Source organism: Phytobacter sp. SCO41, assembly GCF_003073275.1.
GTDB classification, from domain to species: domain Bacteria; phylum Pseudomonadota; class Gammaproteobacteria; order Enterobacterales; family Enterobacteriaceae; genus Phytobacter; species Phytobacter diazotrophicus.
The window spans coordinates 1,427,857-1,447,324 of record NZ_CP027225.1 but is presented as its reverse complement, the minus strand read 5'-3'; the positions used below and the strand labels follow the sequence as shown (position 1 = coordinate 1,447,324).

The 19,468-nt window shown below is 53.5% G+C and carries 16 protein-coding genes; 6 read left to right on the top strand and 10 right to left on the bottom strand.

What is annotated here, in order from left to right; genetic code table 11:
- Positions 1-176: 176 nt before the first annotated feature.
- The 4 genes from purM (at position 177) to ppx (ending at position 5,692) form a co-directional block, all read left to right on the top strand.
- Positions 177-1,214 (top strand): phosphoribosylformylglycinamidine cyclo-ligase, encoded by a 1,038-nt coding sequence (purM, locus tag C5523_RS07110; protein WP_039079687.1) that lies wholly within the window; start codon positions 177-179, stop codon positions 1,212-1,214.
- Positions 1,211-1,849 (top strand): phosphoribosylglycinamide formyltransferase, encoded by a 639-nt coding sequence (purN, locus tag C5523_RS07105; protein WP_071193410.1) that lies wholly within the window; start codon positions 1,211-1,213, stop codon positions 1,847-1,849. Before purM ends, purN begins: the two co-directional genes overlap by 4 nt.
- A gap of 231 nt (positions 1,850-2,080) precedes the next feature.
- On the top strand, positions 2,081-4,147 hold the full coding sequence (gene ppk1, locus C5523_RS07100; protein ID WP_039079685.1) for a polyphosphate kinase 1: 2,067 nt from the start codon (positions 2,081-2,083) through the stop codon (positions 4,145-4,147).
- A 3-nt stretch (positions 4,148-4,150) separates the two neighbouring features.
- Positions 4,151-5,692 (top strand): exopolyphosphatase, encoded by a 1,542-nt coding sequence (ppx, locus tag C5523_RS07095; RefSeq protein WP_071193411.1) that lies wholly within the window; start codon positions 4,151-4,153, stop codon positions 5,690-5,692.
- Between the two features lie 2 nt (positions 5,693-5,694).
- On the opposite strand, the gene C5523_RS07090 is transcribed toward ppx, so the two are convergent.
- On the bottom strand, positions 5,695-7,923 hold the full coding sequence (locus C5523_RS07090; RefSeq protein WP_108700845.1) for an EAL domain-containing protein: 2,229 nt from the start codon (positions 7,921-7,923) through the stop codon (positions 5,695-5,697).
- A gap of 341 nt (positions 7,924-8,264) precedes the next feature.
- On the opposite strand from C5523_RS07090, the gene C5523_RS07085 reads away from it, so the two are divergent.
- Positions 8,265-8,456, top strand: coding sequence for a YfgG family protein (locus tag C5523_RS07085; RefSeq protein WP_064572410.1), 192 nt, complete (start codon positions 8,265-8,267; stop codon positions 8,454-8,456).
- A 40-nt stretch (positions 8,457-8,496) separates the two neighbouring features.
- Here C5523_RS07085 and C5523_RS07080 read toward each other — a convergent pair whose 3' ends face one another.
- The 8 genes from C5523_RS07080 to guaB all read right to left on the bottom strand — a co-directional run bounded on the left by C5523_RS07080 (position 8,497) and on the right by guaB (position 16,714).
- Positions 8,497-9,147: a LysE family translocator gene (locus C5523_RS07080; protein ID WP_108700844.1), complete on the bottom strand. Its 651-nt coding sequence runs from the start codon at positions 9,145-9,147 to the stop codon at positions 8,497-8,499.
- A gap of 48 nt (positions 9,148-9,195) precedes the next feature.
- Entirely contained in the window at positions 9,196-10,002 is an 807-nt protein-coding gene (locus C5523_RS07075) for an AraC family transcriptional regulator (RefSeq protein WP_071193414.1), read from the bottom strand.
- 38 nt (positions 10,003-10,040) lie between these two features.
- The gene (locus C5523_RS07070; protein WP_108700843.1) at positions 10,041-12,023 is read right to left on the bottom strand and encodes a lipopolysaccharide assembly protein LapB; all 1,983 of its coding nucleotides are present in this window, start codon (positions 12,021-12,023) and stop codon (positions 10,041-10,043) included.
- Between the two features lie 213 nt (positions 12,024-12,236).
- Positions 12,237-12,623, bottom strand: a complete 387-nt coding sequence (locus tag C5523_RS07065) for a hypothetical protein (protein ID WP_108700842.1) — start codon at positions 12,621-12,623, stop codon at positions 12,237-12,239.
- Between the two features lie 181 nt (positions 12,624-12,804).
- Positions 12,805-13,137 carry a type II toxin-antitoxin system RelE/ParE family toxin gene (locus tag C5523_RS07060; RefSeq protein WP_039079678.1) on the bottom strand — a complete coding sequence of 111 codons (333 nt, stop codon included), beginning with the start codon at positions 13,135-13,137 and terminating at the stop codon, positions 12,805-12,807.
- Between the two features lie 30 nt (positions 13,138-13,167).
- The gene (locus C5523_RS07055) at positions 13,168-13,401 is read right to left on the bottom strand and encodes a type II toxin-antitoxin system Phd/YefM family antitoxin (RefSeq protein WP_004853132.1); all 234 of its coding nucleotides are present in this window, start codon (positions 13,399-13,401) and stop codon (positions 13,168-13,170) included.
- Positions 13,402-13,607: 206 nt separating this feature from the next.
- A complete protein-coding gene (guaA, locus tag C5523_RS07050) occupies positions 13,608-15,185 on the bottom strand; it encodes a glutamine-hydrolyzing GMP synthase (RefSeq protein ID WP_039079792.1) in 1,578 nt (525 codons plus the stop codon).
- A gap of 62 nt (positions 15,186-15,247) precedes the next feature.
- On the bottom strand, positions 15,248-16,714 hold the full coding sequence (gene guaB / locus C5523_RS07045) for an IMP dehydrogenase (RefSeq protein ID WP_039079791.1): 1,467 nt from the start codon (positions 16,712-16,714) through the stop codon (positions 15,248-15,250).
- Positions 16,715-16,873: 159 nt separating this feature from the next.
- Between guaB and xseA the strand changes: the two genes are divergently transcribed.
- Entirely contained in the window at positions 16,874-18,256 is a 1,383-nt protein-coding gene (gene xseA / locus C5523_RS07040; protein WP_108700841.1) for an exodeoxyribonuclease VII large subunit, read from the top strand.
- A 1-nt stretch (position 18,257) separates the two neighbouring features.
- Here xseA and C5523_RS07035 read toward each other — a convergent pair whose 3' ends face one another.
- The gene (locus C5523_RS07035) at positions 18,258-19,391 is read right to left on the bottom strand and encodes an MFS transporter (protein WP_223878776.1); all 1,134 of its coding nucleotides are present in this window, start codon (positions 19,389-19,391) and stop codon (positions 18,258-18,260) included.
- Positions 19,392-19,468: the final 77 nt, after the last annotated feature.

Sequence of the window (19,468 nt, the reverse complement as noted above, 5' to 3'; positions counted from 1 at the left end):
ACAGACTGGAAAAGAGTATACCGTAAGAATCCCCGGCGGCCTGAAATAATGGACTCGCAAACGTTTGCCTTCACTGTTAGAATTGCGCCGAATTTTATTTCCAAAACCTGATTAGTTCGGGTAACAGCCTGAAATATGACGGGTGAACCGCAAGCAAACGCGTGGGGACTCAAGCAGTGACCGATAAAACCTCTCTTAGCTACAAAGATGCCGGTGTTGATATTGACGCAGGTAATGCTCTGGTTGACCGAATCAAAGGTGTGGTGAAGAAAACTCGTCGTCCGGAAGTGATGGGCGGTCTGGGTGGCTTCGGCGCGCTGTGCGCATTGCCGCAAAAATATCGTGAACCAGTACTGGTTTCCGGCACTGACGGCGTAGGTACCAAACTGCGTCTGGCGATGGATCTGAAACGCCACGACAGCATCGGCATCGACCTGGTCGCCATGTGTGTGAATGACCTGGTCGTTCAGGGCGCAGAGCCGCTGTTTTTCCTCGATTATTACGCAACAGGCAAACTGGATGTCGACACCGCAGCCAGCGTGATTAACGGTATCGCGGAAGGCTGCCTGCAGTCTGGCTGTGCGCTGGTTGGCGGCGAAACCGCCGAAATGCCGGGCATGTACCACGGCGAAGACTACGATGTTGCCGGTTTCTGCGTTGGCGTTGTTGAAAAATCCGAGATTATTGACGGTTCCAAAGTGGCCGACGGCGATGTGCTGATTGCACTGGCGTCCAGCGGTCCGCACTCCAACGGCTACTCCCTGGTGCGTAAAGTCATCGAAGTGAGCGGTTGCGATCCTGAAACGACACAGCTTGAAGGAAAATCCCTCGCGGATCACCTGCTGACTCCGACCCGCATCTACGTAAAATCGATCCTTGAGCTGATTGAAAACGTAGACGTGCACGCCATCGCCCACCTGACCGGCGGCGGCTTCTGGGAAAACATCCCGCGCGTGCTGCCAGACAATACCCAGGCGGTGATCGACGAGTCCTCCTGGCAATGGCCGGCCGTCTTTAACTGGCTGCAAACGGCGGGCAATGTCAGCCGTCACGAGATGTATCGCACCTTTAACTGTGGTGTCGGTATGGTTATCGCCCTGCCTGCTGATGAAGCAGATAAGGCCATCGCATTCCTGAATGCCAAAGGTGAAAACGCGTGGAAAATCGGTATTATCAAAGCATCCGATTCCAGTGAACGCGTGGTCATCGAATGAAAAACATTGTGGTGCTCATTTCCGGCAACGGAAGCAACTTGCAGGCAATAATTGATGCCTGCAAGCAGAAGAAAATCAATGGCACCATCCGGGCAGTATTCAGTAACAAGGCCGATGCATTCGGCCTTGAGCGTGCGCGGGAAGCCAACATTCCCGCCCATGCGCTTCTTGCCTCTCAGTTTGCCAGTCGCGAAGCGTTTGACCGCGAACTGATGCAGGAGATTGACGCTTACGCCCCGGATATCGTTGTGCTGGCTGGCTACATGCGTATCCTCAGCCCGGACTTCGTGGCGCATTACGCCGGTCGCCTTATCAATATTCACCCTTCCCTGCTGCCTAAATATCCCGGTTTACACACCCACCGCCAGGTACTGGAGAACGGTGATGACGTTCACGGCACCACCGTGCATTTTGTTACCGACGAACTGGACGGCGGCCCGGTCATTTTACAGGCACAGGTGCCAGTGTTTGAGGGCGATACCGAAGAAGACGTGACCGCCCGCGTCCAGACTCAGGAGCATGCGATTTACCCGCTGGTCGTGAGTTGGTTTGTCGATGGCCGTCTGGCTATGCAAGAAAACAAAGCCTGGCTTGATGGCGTTTGCCTGCCAGAACAGGGCTACGCGGCCGAGTAAGCGAATCTTTTCTTTGCCTGCGCGTAACATATCGTTGCGCGCAACACCTTTCTGCGGGTAAAACCGGATTACTGTCATACTTATCTGTCACAGTTGGACATCTAATGGCAAAGCTCGCCATAATATGGGTGTCACTCAAACGAACGCCAACACGTTTACCTGCACACGAGGACACAGCCATAGCGAGAAGGAATTGCCGTGTCCCGAGAGTTAACCGGAGTGTAAGTTGTAATGGGTCAGGAAAAGCTATATCTGGAAAAAGAACTAAGTTGGTTGTGCTTTAACGAGCGCGTTCTGCAGGAAGCGGCGGATAAGAGTAACCCGCTAATCGAACGCATGCGCTTTTTAGGGATTTATTCCAACAACCTTGATGAATTCTATAAAGTTCGCTTCGCAGAACTTAAACGCCGCATCATTATTAGCGAAGAACAAGGACAAGGCACCAACACCCATTCACGCCACCTGCTGGGTAAAATACAGGCCCGCGTACTGAAAGCCGATCAGGAATTTGACGGACTGTATAACGAACTCCTGCTGGAAATGGCACGTAATCAGATCTTTTTGATTAACGAACGCCAGCTTTCCGCCAATCAGCAAAACTGGCTGCGCCACTACTTCCGACAGTATCTGCGCCAGCACATCACGCCGACACTGATTAATCGCGAAACCAATCTGATTCGCTTCTTAAAAGACGACTACACCTACCTGGCGGTAGAAATCATCCGTGGCGATGATATCCGCTACGCCCTGCTGGAAATTCCGTCTGATAAAGTGCCGCGTTTTGTAAACCTGCCGCCGGAAGCGCCGCGCCGTCGCAAGCCGATGATCCTGCTGGATAATATCCTGCGTTATTGCCTGGATGATATCTTCAAAGGCTTCTTTGATTACGACGCGCTGAACGCCTACTCGATGAAAATGACCCGTGACGCCGAATACGATCTGGTGCACGAGATGGAATCGAGTCTGATGGAGCTGATGTCTTCAAGCCTGAAACAGCGTCTGACGGCAGAGCCGGTACGCTTTGTTTATCAGCGTGATATGCCGGATGCCATGGTTGAGATGCTGCGCGAGAAGCTGACCATTTCCCGCTACGACTCCATTATTCCGGGCGGTCGCTACCACAACTTTAAAGACTTCATCAGCTTCCCGAACGTCGGGAAAGCAAACCTGGTGAACAAGCCATTACCGCGCCTGCGCCATGTCTGGTTTGATAAGTTCCGCAACGGCTTTGATGCCATTCGCGAGCGCGACGTGCTGCTCTATTATCCGTATCACACCTTCGAGCACGTGCTGGAACTGCTGCGCCAGGCGTCGTTTGACCCAAGCGTGCTGGCAATTAAAATCAATATTTATCGCGTGGCGAAAGACTCGCGCATCATCGACTCCATGATCCACGCCGCCCATAACGGCAAGAAAGTGACCGTGGTAGTTGAGCTGCAGGCGCGTTTCGATGAAGAGGCTAACATCCACTGGGCGAAGCGTCTGACCGAAGCCGGTGTGCAGGTTATCTTCTCGGCGCCGGGGCTGAAAATCCACGCCAAGCTGTTCCTGGTGTCGCGTATGGAAAACGACGAAGTGGTGCGTTACGCTCATATCGGTACTGGCAACTTTAACGAAAAGACCGCACGTATCTATACCGACTACTCATTGCTGACTGCCGATGCGCGTATCACCAATGAAGTGCGCCGGGTCTTTAACTTTATTGAGAACCCGTACCGTCCGGTGAATTTCGATTATTTGATGGTTTCGCCGCAAAACTCGCGCGATCTGCTCTACAAAATGATCGATACCGAAATTGCCAATGCACAGAAAGGCATTCCTTCGGGCATTACGCTAAAAATCAACAACCTGGTGGATAAAGGCCTGGTTGATCGGCTGTATACGGCCTCCAGTTCTGGCGTGCCGGTGAATTTGCTGGTGCGGGGTATGTGCTCGCTTATCCCTGAACTGGAAGGCATCAGCGATAATATTCGCGTAATTAGCATTGTTGACCGTTTCCTTGAACACGATCGCATCTATATTTTTGAGAATGGCGGCGATAAAAAAGTGTATCTGTCGTCTGCTGACTGGATGACGCGAAACATCGATTACCGTATTGAAGTAGCGGCGCCGTTGCTCGATCCGCGCCTTAAACAGCAGGTACTGGATATCATTGATCTTCTGTTCAGTGATACCGTCAAAGCACGCTACGTCGATAAAGAACTCAGTAATCGATATGTGCCGCGCGGCAACCGCCGCAAAGTACGCGCACAGCTCGCGATTCATGAATATCTGACATCACTTGAACAGTCTGACTAATCTATGCCGATAAATGAAAAGACAGCACGACCGCAGGAATTTGCTGCGGTCGACCTGGGTTCGAACAGTTTTCATATGGTGATTGCCCGCGTTGTTGATGGCGCCATGCAGATCATTGGCCGTCTGAAACAACGCGTACATCTGGCGGATGGCCTCGACAGCAATAATATGCTGAGTGAAGAGGCTATGGAGCGCGGTCTCGCGTGTCTGTCGCTGTTCGCAGAACGCCTGCAAGGTTTTGATCCTTCAAGCGTGTGTATTGTAGGGACCCACACGTTGCGCCAGGCGCTCAACGCACCGGAGTTTCTTAAACGGGCAGAAAAGGTTATTCCCTACCCCATCGAAATCATCGCGGGTAATGAAGAAGCGCGCCTGATTTTTATGGGCGTTGAACATACGCAGCCGGAAAAAGGCCGCAAGCTGGTTATTGATATCGGCGGCGGTTCGACCGAACTGGTCATTGGCGAAGATTTTGAACCCAAACTGGTGGAAAGCCGTCGTATGGGCTGCGTCAGCTTCGCGCAGCTTTATTTTGCGGGCGGAACAATCAATGCGGAAAACTTCCAGCGTGCCCGCGTTGCCGCAACGCAGAAACTGGAAACGCTGGCCTGGCAGTTCCGTATTCAGGGCTGGGACGTCGCGCTTGGCGCGTCCGGCAGTATCAAAGCGGCCCATGAAGTGCTACTGGCGTCAGGGGAAAAGGACGGCATCATCACGCCTGAGCGCCTCAAAAAACTGGTCGCCGAAGTTGTGAAGTTCAAAAACTTCGACGAACTGAGCTTGCCGGGTCTGTCCGACGAACGTAAAGCGGTCTTCGTTCCAGGCCTGGCAATTCTCTGCGGGGTATTTGACGCGTTGGCAATTAATGAACTTCGCCTCTCAGACGGTGCGCTGCGCGAAGGCGTGCTGTATGAAATGGAAGGCCGTTTCCGCCATCAGGATATTCGCAGCCGTACGGCGCAGAGCCTTGCGAATCAGTACAATATCGACCGCGAACAGGCGCGTCGCGTGCTGGAAACCACCATGCACATGTACGATCAGTGGCAGGCGCAAAATCCGAAGCTCATTAACCCGCAACTGGCGGCGCTACTGAAATGGGCAGCCATGCTGCATGAAGTCGGTTTAAATATTAACCACAGCGGTATGCATCGTCATTCGGCTTATATCCTGCAAAACAGCGATCTGCCGGGCTATAACCAGGAGCAGCAACTGATGATGGCCACGCTGGTGCGCTATCACCGCAAAGCGATCAAGCTGGATGACTTACCGCGCTTCACGTTGTTTAAGAAAAAGCACTATCTGCCGTTAATTCAGCTTTTACGCCTTGGGGTATTGCTGAATAACCAGCGGCAGGCGACAACGACGCCACCAACCCTGCGTCTTACGACCGATGATAACCACTGGACGCTGAGCTTCCCGCACGACTGGTTCAGCCAGAATGCACTGGTTCTCTTCGACCTGGAACGGGAACAGGAGTACTGGGAAGCCGTCACCGGCTGGCGACTCAAAGTTGAAGAAGAGCAGTCGCCCGGCGTAGCGGCATAAAATCAGGCCGCCTGAATTTGCCCTGGCAGATTTTCCAGCGGCTCTGGTTTACCAATCAAATATCCCTGCAAATAATCGATACCCAGCGCAACCACTGCGCTGCGTATCTCTTCATTTTCGACATACTCCGCCACAACCTGCATCTTTTTCATTCTTGCCAGATGGCAAATAGAGGCGACAATCTGGTAATCCAGACTATTTGAAACGATATTGCGGATAAAGCTGCCGTCGATTTTCAGGATATCGGCATTCACATTTTTCAGTCGGGAATAACTGGCGTAGCCGGTACCAAAGTCGTCAATCGCTACGCTACAGCCCATTTGTTGCAGTTGGCCGAGCGTTTGATTTGCCTGCTCCAGATTGGTTAACGAGTTACTCTCGGTTATCTCGAAGATCAACTGCCACGCCTCGATGCCGTATTTTTTCAACAGCCGCCCCACCTCCAGAGAAAACTGTGCCCGACACACAGAGGCGGGCGACAGATTAATGGCAAAGCGCTGCGCGGGTAGCGTTGTGCGATGAGCAGACATAAAACTCAGCACATGCTCCACAACCCAAAGATCGATACGTGATGACAGGCCGAACTCATGGGCGACCGGCAGAAAATCATCCGGATTAATATACTGGCCGTTCTCTTCATTCATGCGTAGCAGAATTTCATGGTAGCTGTCGCCGCGCATCCCGGCGATAGGTTGCACCAGTAAACTAAAACGGTTCTCCTCCAGTGCGAGTTGCAGGCGGTTCATCATATCCACCTTGTCCTTGAGACAACGCTGGAGGTTCGCCGCCCCGCGATGCTGCAGGCTTTCCGGATGATTTGTCGCCAGCGACAAGTCCGCAATAGTACTCAGTTCGCCAAGCAGCAAGTAGAGGTGCTGCACCGGAGAGCGCACATAGCAATAGCTCATGCCCACCTGCGGCTGCAGCGGCATGTCATCCCAGAAGAAACGAAATGCCTTAATTTGGGCATCCAGCGCTTCAATCCGGCTCTGGTGCGACTGAGTGTTAAGGCGAATAGCCAGATCATGGCCTGAGAGATGGTAGACACGTTCGTCCTCATCGAGGCTGTTTTTAAGCCAGTCCGACAGTTTTTGCTTGTACTGAATGCGCAGCATCACGCCATAGTTACGCCCCAGCACTTCCAGTTCCGGCACACTTAAAAAGCAGAGAACAGACCAGGGTGACCCCGCCAGCGCACGATTGAGGGCGCGCAGATTGGGTATCTGAACGACTGGATCAAGATAGGCAAGACGACGAGCGCGGGCATGAACATGCCGTTGTCGTGTTGCCAGTACCGATACACAAAGGATGATAAAAGAGTAAACCAGGTAACTCGACGAGGCGATAGCCAGTTGGATTTCATAAGCCGGATAGACGGGAAGATAACGATAAAAATAGTGTACCGAGACAATCAACAGCAGCGTCCAGAGCACCGATATAAACCGGTATCCATAGCGTAATGCTCCCCATAACATGACAGGCAATACCAGAGAGAGCGTGTAGTTGGTGCTGAAAATGGAGCTATTTTCATTCAGCGGCATGAGCAACAGTATGACCAATCCGGCCAGGATACTCAGCCAGATAGCCATCTCACAGCGGGTCACTTTCGGGTCGAATTCATGGCGCAGTTGCGATAACCAGCTTCGCAGATAACGCGGATGGCGAATGATACGAATAACCAAATAGCAGAGCGGAATACCGGTCATGGTCCCGACCAGTAATGCCTGATAATCAATCAGTAAATGAATATTTAACGATAATATATCGGTCTTACTAAAGTCCGTGTCATACAGCGCCAGCCAGATAACGAACTCAAGAATAATCAAATAAATCGTTGCCGGGCAAAAGACCTGCCAGAAAATTCGCTGGGCAATAAAGGCGGCGTTTCCGTAGGCAATATTTTGCCTACGAGTAACAAAAACGCGATAGCCGCCCCAACTGATGACCACGGGAATAAGCAAATGAAAAATTTGCGCCACAAGCTCAGAGATATCGTGCATGCCGATATTCAGGACCAGTGCGAGAACCATGCCGGGTAGTGCTGCCCAGCCAAAGACCACCATCAGACTGAACATCAGCGCCATCGGCAGGGAGAAAAGGACAACCGTTTCACCCGCGACATGCGTATAGGTATTCGCCAGATTAAACAGTGGCAGTAAAAGACATGGCAACACGAGCGGTAGTGCCCACCATTTGTCTTTGTGCTGATGATATTTTTTTAACGGAGTCATAGATGCTCGACAAAAAACCCAGCTTCCCAATGGGTATTTCAGGCAGGCATCCAACCTGACTGTAAGCGCGTAAATAGCAAATGAGCGTGAATTTTAGTTCTGTAGGGCAACTAATGATTGATGCACATCAAATAAAACTCGCCGAATTAATTAATTTTTACGCTTTTTAAAAAGAGACGCAGATTAGCATTCATGACTTAAATACTTAATTTATTTTATATAAAATCGATTAATATTTTCCTCCGGTGAAATTTTGCATGGTTAAGAATTGACCTCGCTCTCACTCTGTGCCTTAATGTCAAGGTCGCCCTTTTTATGGGGTAAACCTTAAGGAACCTTTTGTGAGTCAGGCAACCCCTATGCGAAAACGCCATCGATTTGACAGTCGCATGACCCGTATCGTATTGCTAATCAGCTTTATCTTTTTCTTTGGTCGTTTTATCTATTCCTCAATTGGTGCCTGGTATCATCATCAGGATAAGCTCCAGTCTCAGCAAGTAAGCCAACCTATCGATTCTTCCGCACAACGCTAACGCACTGTTTTTATTTGTATACGTCTTTACGTGGGCTTTGTCACATCAACGCATGACGCACCATCGTCAGGATCATCGCCACGCCAAATCCGGCGAGGACAGCTCCGGCAATGCGCTCAATCATATGCACCCAGGCTGTGAGACGTATCTGTATGGCGGATAATCCGATCAATGTCGCGATGGCAAGATTCCACGCCAGTACCGCCAGGCTCATCCATGCGCCGGAAAAGATCTGCTGTGCAAATGTGACGTCCGCGCCAAGGATCGAGGTCATCAGTGCCAGATAAAAAAGCGCATTTTTGGGATTAAGTAACGCAGACCCCAGCCCTAGTAGAAACTGTTTTCGCCACGACGGGCAATCCATCCGGGTGGCGTTGAGCGCCAGCACCTGCTTACGGCTGCGCAACAGATGCCCGCCAATCCAGATTAAATAGAGCGCGCCAGCAATTTCAATCAGACGAAACAGCAGCCCGTAATCCTGTAATAGCCGCCAGCCACACATCGCCAGCACAATATAAAAGGCGTTTCCCAGCGCGATCCCCGGTCCAATTCCGGCGCTGCCCCGCAGGCGATAACGGATGGCGTAACCGGCCAACAGGAAGAAATCAGGACCAGGACTGACCAGCGCCACAAAGTGAGAAAGCGCAAGCAATGGAAACGCGGCGGGAATAAATTCGGGTAACAAAGACATAGCAACCTCATCAGTAAAAGACGAGGTCACTTTATGGCGTTGTCAGACTTAATTATTGTCTGATATTGATCGCCCCTGCGCATACTGGCGGGGCGTGGAAGAGGTAAAACTGACGAACGTGCGGTGAAAATGGCTTTGATCGGCAAAACCGCTTTGATAACCCGCATCGGCGATATCACTGCCCGCCCGCAACTGTGCTTTAGCAAATTCCACACGGGCATTATTGATCCAGGCTCCTGGCGTCAGCCCTGTCGCCAGCTTGAACTGGCGAATCAGCGTCTCTTTACGCAACGTATACCGCTGTGCCAGACAATCCAGCGACGGGGGCTGCTGAATATCGGCCAGTAGCGTCGTTTGCATATGGTTGCAGAATTCAGCCGGTTTCACCGCAGTTTGCAGGCCGGGCAGGCTGACAAGCAGCGCACGTACCGCCTCCTGTAATTCCCCAGTCTGGTTATCTTCCATCAGGGAGATAATGTGCATAAAGGCGGTGAAGAATGAAGGATTGCGTAACACCGTTTGTGCGCAGTGAAGATGCTCCCCTGGCGCGAACCCCAACTGTTGCAGGCACCACGCCTCATCAAGGTACAACATGTGATAGCTACGTGGACGTTCGGCTGCCGGGTTGCAACTGTGCGCTTCACGGGGCGCTATCAGCACCATATCGCCCTGAGAGAGGTGATATTCATGACCACTGCAACGCGTAACGGTCTCGCCGTCGATAATCGCGCCAATGGACAACTGAGGGTGCTGGTGCAGTTTATAGGCCTGCGTACTTTGTACGGTAGAACGCCATTCGACCCACGGCACAAGCGGAGAGCGCCAGAAGCGTTGTTCAATGTTCCGCGTTGTCATCTCTCCCTCCTCCTCACATGATTCCAGACTTCGAACGGCTACTTTTCGGCAACGCGCGTGAGCCACTCAGCATAAGCCGGGCTGGCGTGCGCTGGCATATTTTGCTGCCCGGCGCTGAATTCATCCTGCATGCCAAATATTTTCCAGACCAGGGGGGTAAGCTGTGCCGCCGGGCTGTTTTCCTGCGTGGCGGTGCGCAACAGTTCCAGCGTACGCTTTTTATATTCGCCCAGCACCTCCGATTGATAATCAAAAGCTTTCCCCAGCCCGGAGATGTACATCAGTTTCGGCACTTCCGCCTGTGGCCATTGCAACGCCATGTTGAGCGGCCACTCCAGCATTGTCCGCTCACCCCATACGGCTGAACGCGGCACCTGCTGGTTAGCCACCAGCGTTAACATAAAGGCCTGGCCCAATTCACCAAGATAGATATCCATCGCATCAAGGGACGGACGCGCATAGAACGCATCCAGCGGCTGAGGGTTCACCGCTCCCACTTTTGCCAGCAGGCGCTGCTCCAGCTCAAGCACCAGCGCTCCCAGCTCAGACTGCGCTACCGTGCTGCTCTCAGTACCGCATTGGGTTCGTTGGGTACAATCCCAAAGGCTGAGCGTGAGCTGCCACTGGCGCTGTTCCCCTTCTCCTGAGCAACCCATCTCCCCGGTCACAAAGTATTTCATTTCTGGCGGGACAAGGTCGAACAGCTCGTTGCCATCAAACGCATGGGTTGAGACAACCGGCCCGATGCCCGCGGCGACCTGCACGTAACAACGGGCGGCATAATCACTCCAGTAGTGGGTTGCCTCGGCAAGATACAGTGGGATTGCACGGGTAAGGCGCCCCAGGTCATCCTCACGCTGCGATTCGGAAGGTGTCGGGTCATCGTCGATTTTACTCAGCACAAAGAAACCGACCGTGTTTGCCTCTTGCGGTTTCTGCCCGAAAAGCCAGTCGGCATTACACAGCCCGTACTGCCAGACAGGCTGCGTAAGGGCAAGCGTATTAATTTCCACATCGCCAGGGTCGGTGGGTGTGCCCTGGGCATGCTGCTCGCGCATTTTCTGAAAGGCGCGGGCGGACTCATCCAGATACTGTTTAAGCGGTGGGTAGTCCAGCGCATACATTCGGCTCAACAGCTTTTCCCCTTCGTCGGGGTTACCCAGCTCCTGATAAGCTCGCAGCAGGTTAATACCGGCCATCGGATCGTGGCGGTGCTCGTCATACACGGGAGCTATGAGTTCAACAAGCAGCGCAATCTCGCCGTTTCTGCCCAGATCGCCGGAGATCATCATCAGCGAACTGCCGTCATATCTCCCACTGGCGAGAACTTCGTCATACAGTGCCCGGGCGGCCGCTACATTGTTATGTTCCAGGTGATAGCGCGCCAGCCAGAGTTGCGCGCGCCAGGAGCCGGGCAGCGCCGCGACGGTACGTAGTCCCGCGACATATCCCGCTTCCCCTTCACGCTCCTGCTTAATACTCGCCCACCAGAGCAAGCCGTTATCCAGATTTGGATCGGCTTCGATAGCCTGCCAGAGCAGCTCCTCGGCACGGGCATCGTCACCCTTGTGAGAGAAAACTTTTGCCAGATTGGTCAGCAAAATTCCCGTGGCCCCGACTTTCGCTATACCGGCCTGCAGGGTGTTTTCAGCCTCAACCAGCCGTTTATTTTCCATTAGCACAATGCTCTGAATGGTATGGCTGCGTTCGGGATCATCATCAATCTCTACCAGGCGCGCGGCGGCAGGAATGAGATCGGCGGCAAAACCATCGTTCAGGCCTCCCAGGATCGCATCATAAAGTTCCGCCGCGTTATTCCACTTTTGTTCAAGGCCGGGCAGGAAAACATTATTTCGCCAGTCGCTGCGGGCGATATGCATTTCTCGCCCGTTGGCGTCATACGCCACGATCATCTCTTCATTTGGAACCGGGGCGTGTCCTGCCTGCGTATGTTCAGATTCCACAGGGCCTGGGGTCTGTTCTTTTTTGCCACTAAGGGCGCTGAGAAGTTTTTTAAACATAGTGAGCATCGTGGCAAGTGAGAGGGGCCGAAGTCCGTGTTCCGATGATGATTCGCCCTTCGCTCGCATTCCTCGTATCCAATGAGGCCGCAAGCGCAATGAAGATAAAGCGTCGATGAGCAAATCCAGGGCATACAAAGAACACTCAGCCAGAAGGTTGGCATAAAATGCCCGCCCCGTCTAATGCCTGGAATGGTGGGGCGAGAAGTCCATTTACTTTGTGTTTAAGCGCCTGTTCAAAATATCGTGCACATATTTTTCAATCACAATGTGGTTCTCCTGGCTTACTTTTGCGATGAAAGCCTCGAGAAAATCGCGCGTTGAATGGAGCGTATCTGCGACAAGACTATCGAATTCGCTTTGGGTAAAACGGGTATTACCGGGAAGAGTCGAGCGCTGGAGCAGCGTGTGTGCAATGACTTCAAGCACCGCACGACGGTAGTCATCAGAAAGCAGGACATCAAGGTCGGCCTGGCAGATAGTAAATGTGAAGCTAAAACTGACGAATCCGGAGTCGACGGGCAATGAATAGCTCAGTTGCTCTCCCAATTGCGCCACATGAGGTTCATATCCATCACCCATTAAACGTACAGGCTGCATACTGCGCGCTCCTTTAAATTTTATGTTAGATATCAGAAAACCTGTGCCAGGTAGCCACTTAGCGACTGCATAGTAAATATCATCAATCTGCTAACCACACATAAAAAAACACCAGCAGCTTGAGGCTCACTAGTGTCTTCGTAGGTTCGTATTATTGCCGGACAACGCGCATTCAGGTTTATCAGGCCATTATCAAACGCTTAAACAACAACTGCTTGATGTCCTGCCGATGTGACAGAATCGCATGCGCTGTCACTAATGTTCCCTCTACTGCATACAAAACCCGGTAACCGTCAGCGTGGTTAAATTCCCGGTACTTTGCACAGCCAATTTTCAGCAGTTCAGGGCAAATTTGGCATCCCAGCGGGAACTGAGCAACGGTACTCTCAAACTGTGTGAGAATATCGGCGATAACCGGGCGCGGCTGGACATCAACACGGCGCAGATAAGTCACTATCGTGTCGATACAGAGTTTTACAGTTAGCGTGTACTCAAAGGTAACCTGCTGCTCCATAGAAGTCCCTTAGCGTTGCGTGTTCTGCGTTTAATCCGCAAGTCCATCCAGTAATTGGTCTTTTGAGAATACGCGCCCCTCAGCTTTATCTTTCTCTGACAGGGTTAGCAGCTTCAGCAAAGCAATGGCGTTTTCCCGTTCCTGCTGCTGGTCATAGGACTCTATAACATAAGCAGGCACACCATTTTGTGTGACCAGGATGGGTTCTGACAGATCAAGCGTTGCTGCGTTCTTTTTAACGTAGCTGATTGTCTCTACTTTCATTGCCAATTCCCTTCATACTCTACCTGATGCAGATGGTTTTAATATAGACCATATTCAGACCACCAGCAATAAACCTGCTGTTTTGTCTTTTTTGATAAATGGTCAGAGAAATCAATCACCACCTTCCCAGGAGGTGGTTTAGGGGTGACAATAAAAAACCCTCTGCAAAAACAGAGGGTTGTTTTAAGACAGAAGGACGTTATCGCTTATTCCCACTCAATCGTAGCAGGTGGTTTACCGCTGATGTCATACACCACGCGGGAGATGCCATTCACTTCGTTGATGATGCGGTTGGAAACGCGGCCGAGGAAGTCGTACGGCAGGTGTGCCCAGTGCGCGGTCATAAAGTCGATGGTTTCAACGGCACGCAGAGAGACAACCCAGTCGTACTTACGGCCATCGCCCATCACGCCAACAGAGCGGACCGGCAGGAAGACGGTAAAGGCCTGGCTAACTTTGTTGTAAAGGTCAGCTTTACGCAGCTCTTCAATAAAGATGGCATCGGCACGACGCAGCAGGTCGCAGTACTCTTTCTTCACTTCACCCAGAACGCGAACGCCAAGGCCTGGCCCCGGGAACGGATGGCGGTAAAGCATATCGTACGGCAGACCCAGCTCAAGGCCGATTTTACGTACTTCGTCTTTGAACAGCTCACGCAGCGGTTCAACAAGGCCCATCTTCATCTCTTTCGGCAGGCCGCCCACGTTGTGGTGAGACTTAATCACGTGCGCTTTACCGGTCGCCGATGCGGCAGACTCGATCACGTCAGGGTAAATTGTGCCCTGCGCCAGCCATTTCACGTCTTCAAGTTTCAGAGCTTCTTCGTCGAAGATCTCAACGAATACGCGACCAATGATTTTGCGTTTGGCTTCCGGATCGTTCTCGCCCGCCAGTTCACTCAGGAAGCGTGATTCACCTTCCACGTGAACAATATTCAGGCCGAAGTGGTCGCCGAACATATCCATTACCTGCTCAGCTTCATTCAGACGCAGCAGACCGTTATCGACGAACACGCAGGTCAGGTTTTTGCCGATTGCACGGTGCAGCAGCATCGCCGTCACGGAGGAGTCAACGCCGCCGGACAGGCCGAGGATCACTTTGTCGTCGCCAACCTGCGCGCGGATGCGTTCGATAGCGTCGTCGATGATTTTCGCCGGGGTCCACAGGGCTTCACACTGGCAGATATCGATAACGAAACGCTCCAGCATACGCAGGCCCTGACGGGTATGGGTCACTTCCGGGTGGAACTGTACGCCGTAGAAGCGTTTTTCTTCGTTAGCCATAATGGCGAACGGACAGGTTTCGGTGCTGGCAACGGTAACAAAGTCAGACGGGATAGCCGTCACTTTATCGCCATGGCTCATCCACACGTCCAGCAGCGGTTTGCCGTCTGCGGTCAGGGAATCTTCAATACCACGAATCAGGGCGCTGTCGGTCAGAACTTCTACCTGTGCATAGCCGAATTCGCGCTCGCTGGACGCTTCGACATGGCCGCCCAACTGCATCGCCATGGTCTGCATGCCGTAGCACACGCCAAATACCGGCACGCCAGCTTCGAACACATACTGCGGTGCGCGCGGGCTGTTATCTTCAGTGGTACTTTCCGGGCCGCCGGAAAGAATGATACCGCTTGGGTTAAATTCACGAATCTGCGCTTCGGTGACATCCCATGCCCACAGTTCACAGTAAACACCAAGCTCACGCACGCGGCGGGCAACAAGTTGCGTGTACTGAGAACCGAAATCGAGGATAAGGATGCGATGTTTATGAATGTTTTCCGTCATTGACGCTAATTCCGAGGCAAGTGAAACAAAATCGCCCGGCATTTAGCCGGGCGTGGAAAATATCAGGAGCCCATACGGTAGTTCGGGGATTCCTTGGTGATGGTCACATCATGGACGTGGCTTTCCTGGATGCCCGCACCGCTGATACGCACGAATTCCGCTTTAGTGCGCAGCAGGTCGATGGTACCACAGCCGGTCAGCCCCATACAGGAACGCAGGCCGCCCATTTGCTGGTGGATGATCTCTTTCAGGCGACCTTTATACGCCACGCGACCTTCGATACCTTCCGGCACCAGTTTGTCAGCGGCATTATCCGTCTGGAAGTAACGGTCAGAGGAGCCTTTGGACATCGCGCCCAGAGAACCCATCCCGCGGTAAGATTTGTAAGAACGGCCCTGGTAGAGTTCGATTTCGCCCGGGGACTCTTCGGTACCTGCCAGCATGGAGCCGACCATCACCGCTGCCGCGCCAGCGGCAATCGCTTTGGCGATGTCGCCAGAGAAGCGGATACCACCGTCAGCAATAACCGGAATACCGGTGCCTTCCAGCGCTTCAACCGCGTCGGATACAGCCGTAATCTGCGGAACACCCACGCCGGTCACGATACGGGTGGTACAGATAGAGCCAGGGCCGATACCGACTTTCACTGCGCTGCAACCGGCTTCTGCCAGCGCACGTGCACCTGCGCCCGTCGCTACGTTACCGCCAATGATTTGCAGATCCGGATATTTGGCACGGGTTTCACGAATACGCTGCAGAACGCCTTCGGAATGGCCATGAGAGGAGTCAATCAGCAGAACGTCAACGCCCGCCGCAACCAGCGCATCAACACGCTCTTCGTTGCCCGCACCTGCGCCAACCGCCGCACCGACACGCAGACGGCCTTGCTCGTCCTTACAGGCGTTCGGTTTACGTTCCGCTTTCTGGAAGTCTTTCACGGTGATCATACCGAGCAGACGGAATTTATCGTCGACAACCAGCGCTTTCTCAACGCGTTTTTCGTGCATTTTCGCAAATACAACTTCACGCGCTTCGCCTTCGCGAACGGTGACCAGACGCTCTTTCGGCGTCATGTATACGCTAACAGGCTGGTTCAGGTCGGTGACAAAGCGAACGTCACGACCGGTAATGATGCCCACCAGTGAATTGTCTTCGGCAACCACCGGGTAACCAGCAAAACCGTTACGCTCGGTCAGTTCTTTCACTTCGCGCAGGGTAGTGGTTGGCAGAACGGTCTGAGGGTCTTTAACCACGCCGGACTCGTGTTTTTTAACACGGCGAACTTCTTCAGCCTGGCGTTCGATGGACATGTTTTTATGAATAAAGCCAATGCCGCCTTCCTGTGCCAGGGCAATTGCCAGGCGCGCTTCCGTAACGGTGTCCATTGCTGCGGAGAGCATCGGAATATTCAGACGAATGGTCTTAGTGAGCTGAGTGCTCAAATCGGCAGTATTCGGCAGAACGGTGGAGTGAGCGGGAACGAGGAGGACGTCGTCAAACGTCAGGGCTTCTTTAGCGATACGTAACATGGGCAATATCTCTGACCTGGGTGGTTAAATATTGCCGTGGCATTATACAGAGCGTAACCGATTGCTTCCACATTTTTTTGCGAAAAATACTTGCACTCATCTCTGGGCGGGTTACTATCGACTGAATAACCTGCTGATTTAGAATTTGATCTAGCTCACATGTCATCTCTTCAAAGCCCCGCAATTTTTACCGTTACTCGCCTGAATCAAACAGTACGTAGCCTGCTGGAACGCGAAATGGGCCAGGTCTGGATAACGGGTGAAATCTCCAATTTCACACAGCCTGCCTCTGGTCACTGGTATTTCACGCTTAAAGACGACACGGCGCAGGTTCGCGGTGCGATGTTCCGTAACAGCAACCGTCGCGTAACGTTCCGCCCGCAGCATGGCCAACAGGTACTGGTGCGCGCCTCCGTCACGCTCTATGACCCGCGCGGCGATTACCAGATAATCGTTGAAAGCATGCAGCCCGCCGGTGAAGGGTTGCTGCAGCAGAAATATGAGCAACTGAAAGCGGCGCTGTCAGCGGAAGGGCTTTTCGATCAGCAGTTCAAACAACCGCTCCCCACACCGGCCCACTGTATTGGCGTTATCACCTCGAAAACCGGCGCAGCGCTGCATGACATTCTTCACGTCCTGAGGCGACGCGATCCTTCTCTGCCGGTGGTCATTTACCCCACGGCGGTACAAGGTGACGATGCGCCGGGGCAGATTGTGCGCGCCATTGAACTGGCGAACGCGCGTCAGGAATGTGATGTGCTGATTGTTGGCCGTGGCGGTGGCTCGCTGGAAGATTTATGGAGCTTTAACGACGAACGCGTGGCGCGCGCCATTTTTGCCAGCCGCATTCCGGTGGTCAGCGCCGTCGGCCACGAAACCGATGTGACCATTGCGGATTTTGTGGCGGATTTACGCGCCCCTACCCCCTCTGCCGCCGCGGAAATCGTCAGTCGCAACCAGACGGAACTGCTGCGCCAGATCCAGTCTGCTCAACAACGTCTTGAGATGGCGATGGACTTTTTCATTGCTAACCGCACCCGGCGTTTTACCCAACTTAATCACAGGCTGCAACAGCAGCATCCGCAGTTGCGCCTCGCCCGTCAGCAAACCGTGCTGGAAAAACTTCGCCAGCGGATGCGTGTGGCCATGGATAGCCAGCTTAAACAGGCTAGCCAGCGACAACGCCACGTCGCCCAGCGTCTGAATCAGCAAAACCTGCAGTCGCGGATCTGGCGTGCGCAGACGCGTATTCAGCAACTGGAATACCGGCTGGCGGAAAGCCTGCGCGCACAGTTAAGCGTAACGCGAGAGCGTTTCGGCAAGGCGGTGACGCACCTGGAGGCGGTCAGCCCGCTATCGACGCTGGCACGCGGGTATAGCGTCACCACGGCCGCCGATGGCAAGGTGCTGAAACAGGCGAAACAGGTCAAAACGGGCGATACGCTTACCACCCGTCTCGCCGATGGCTGGGTAGAAAGTGAAGTGAAAAGCGTCCAGCCCGTGAAAAAAACGCGGGCGTCTAAACCCCGCAACGCAGGCTAATTCACGGCTTCGTCGGGGTCAGCGACATAACAAAAAACGCCAGTCCGGCAAAAATCAAAAGCGACCAGGCCGCCCCCAGTACTGCATAGAGTTGCCCAAAAATTATCGCCCCCGCCACCTGCCCCACCGCCAGCATAAAAAAGACAATGCCCACCCCGGCGGCGGGAGCATTTGCCGTTGCGGACGCACCACACACCAGCAGCACGCCGGAAAGCGTGATATAACCCACGCCACAGAGGGCCGCCGCCGGAATCAGCCACCCGCTATAACCATGACTTACCGCCAGTAGCACCAGCGGCGCGGCCATAAAAAGCAGCGACAGCCAGTAAACCGGGCTCCAGCCTGTCCGGGCGGCCAGCGCGCCAGTAAAGACGCCAGCAATTCCCGCCCCGCCGCTCACCAGCCACAGCATGCTGGTGGTCTCTTTTTCAAGGTGCAGGTGTTTTTGCAGAATATCGGGCCCAAAGTTCCACCATGCCGCGCTCGCTATCCCACAGATAAACGCAATCAGCGCCAGCCGCCGCAGTGCCTGGCACTGTAAGACCTGCCACCAGGATTGTTCATTTTTAGCCCCCGGCGCCCGGACGGCGGGTAAATAGCGCATCACCGGTAGCAGGCAAAGCAGAGCAAGCACAGCGAAAGCTACGCAGGCTCCACGCCACCCAAAGGGGCTAAAAAGCAGTACCGGTACGGAAAGGATAATGCCGCCGCCAGTACCGGCATTGATAAAGGTGTTAGTGGTGGACTGCCGACGCTCTGCCACCGCCTGGCTGACCGCCGCAGCCAGTGACGGCGATGCCAGCCCCGAACTCAGACCGGCGATAAACAGCCCCAGCGCAAGGTGTGGTACACCTGAAGACAACGCCAGGATCAGCAGCCCAAGCGCAGCGCAGAGTGCCGAGACGATCGCGGTGGTACGGGCGCCGTAACGCCCGGTTACCGGGGCGGCCCAGAGCGAAGAAAAACAGTAGGCGATATAGCTACAGGCGGCGATAACACCCGCCGACCGTGGGCTCAGCGCAATATCCTGCCCTACCGATGGCAGCATCAGCCCCCAGGCAAAACGCGCCATGCCATACGTCACGGCGATGAGCAAAAACCCGGTTAACGCAAGCGGTGAAATTGTTTTAGCCACACCCGACCCTCTTTTCTGATTGAGCAGTTAATGATGGTCGAAACCGACAGTTTTGCCGCGTAAGGGGTAAAAAAGGC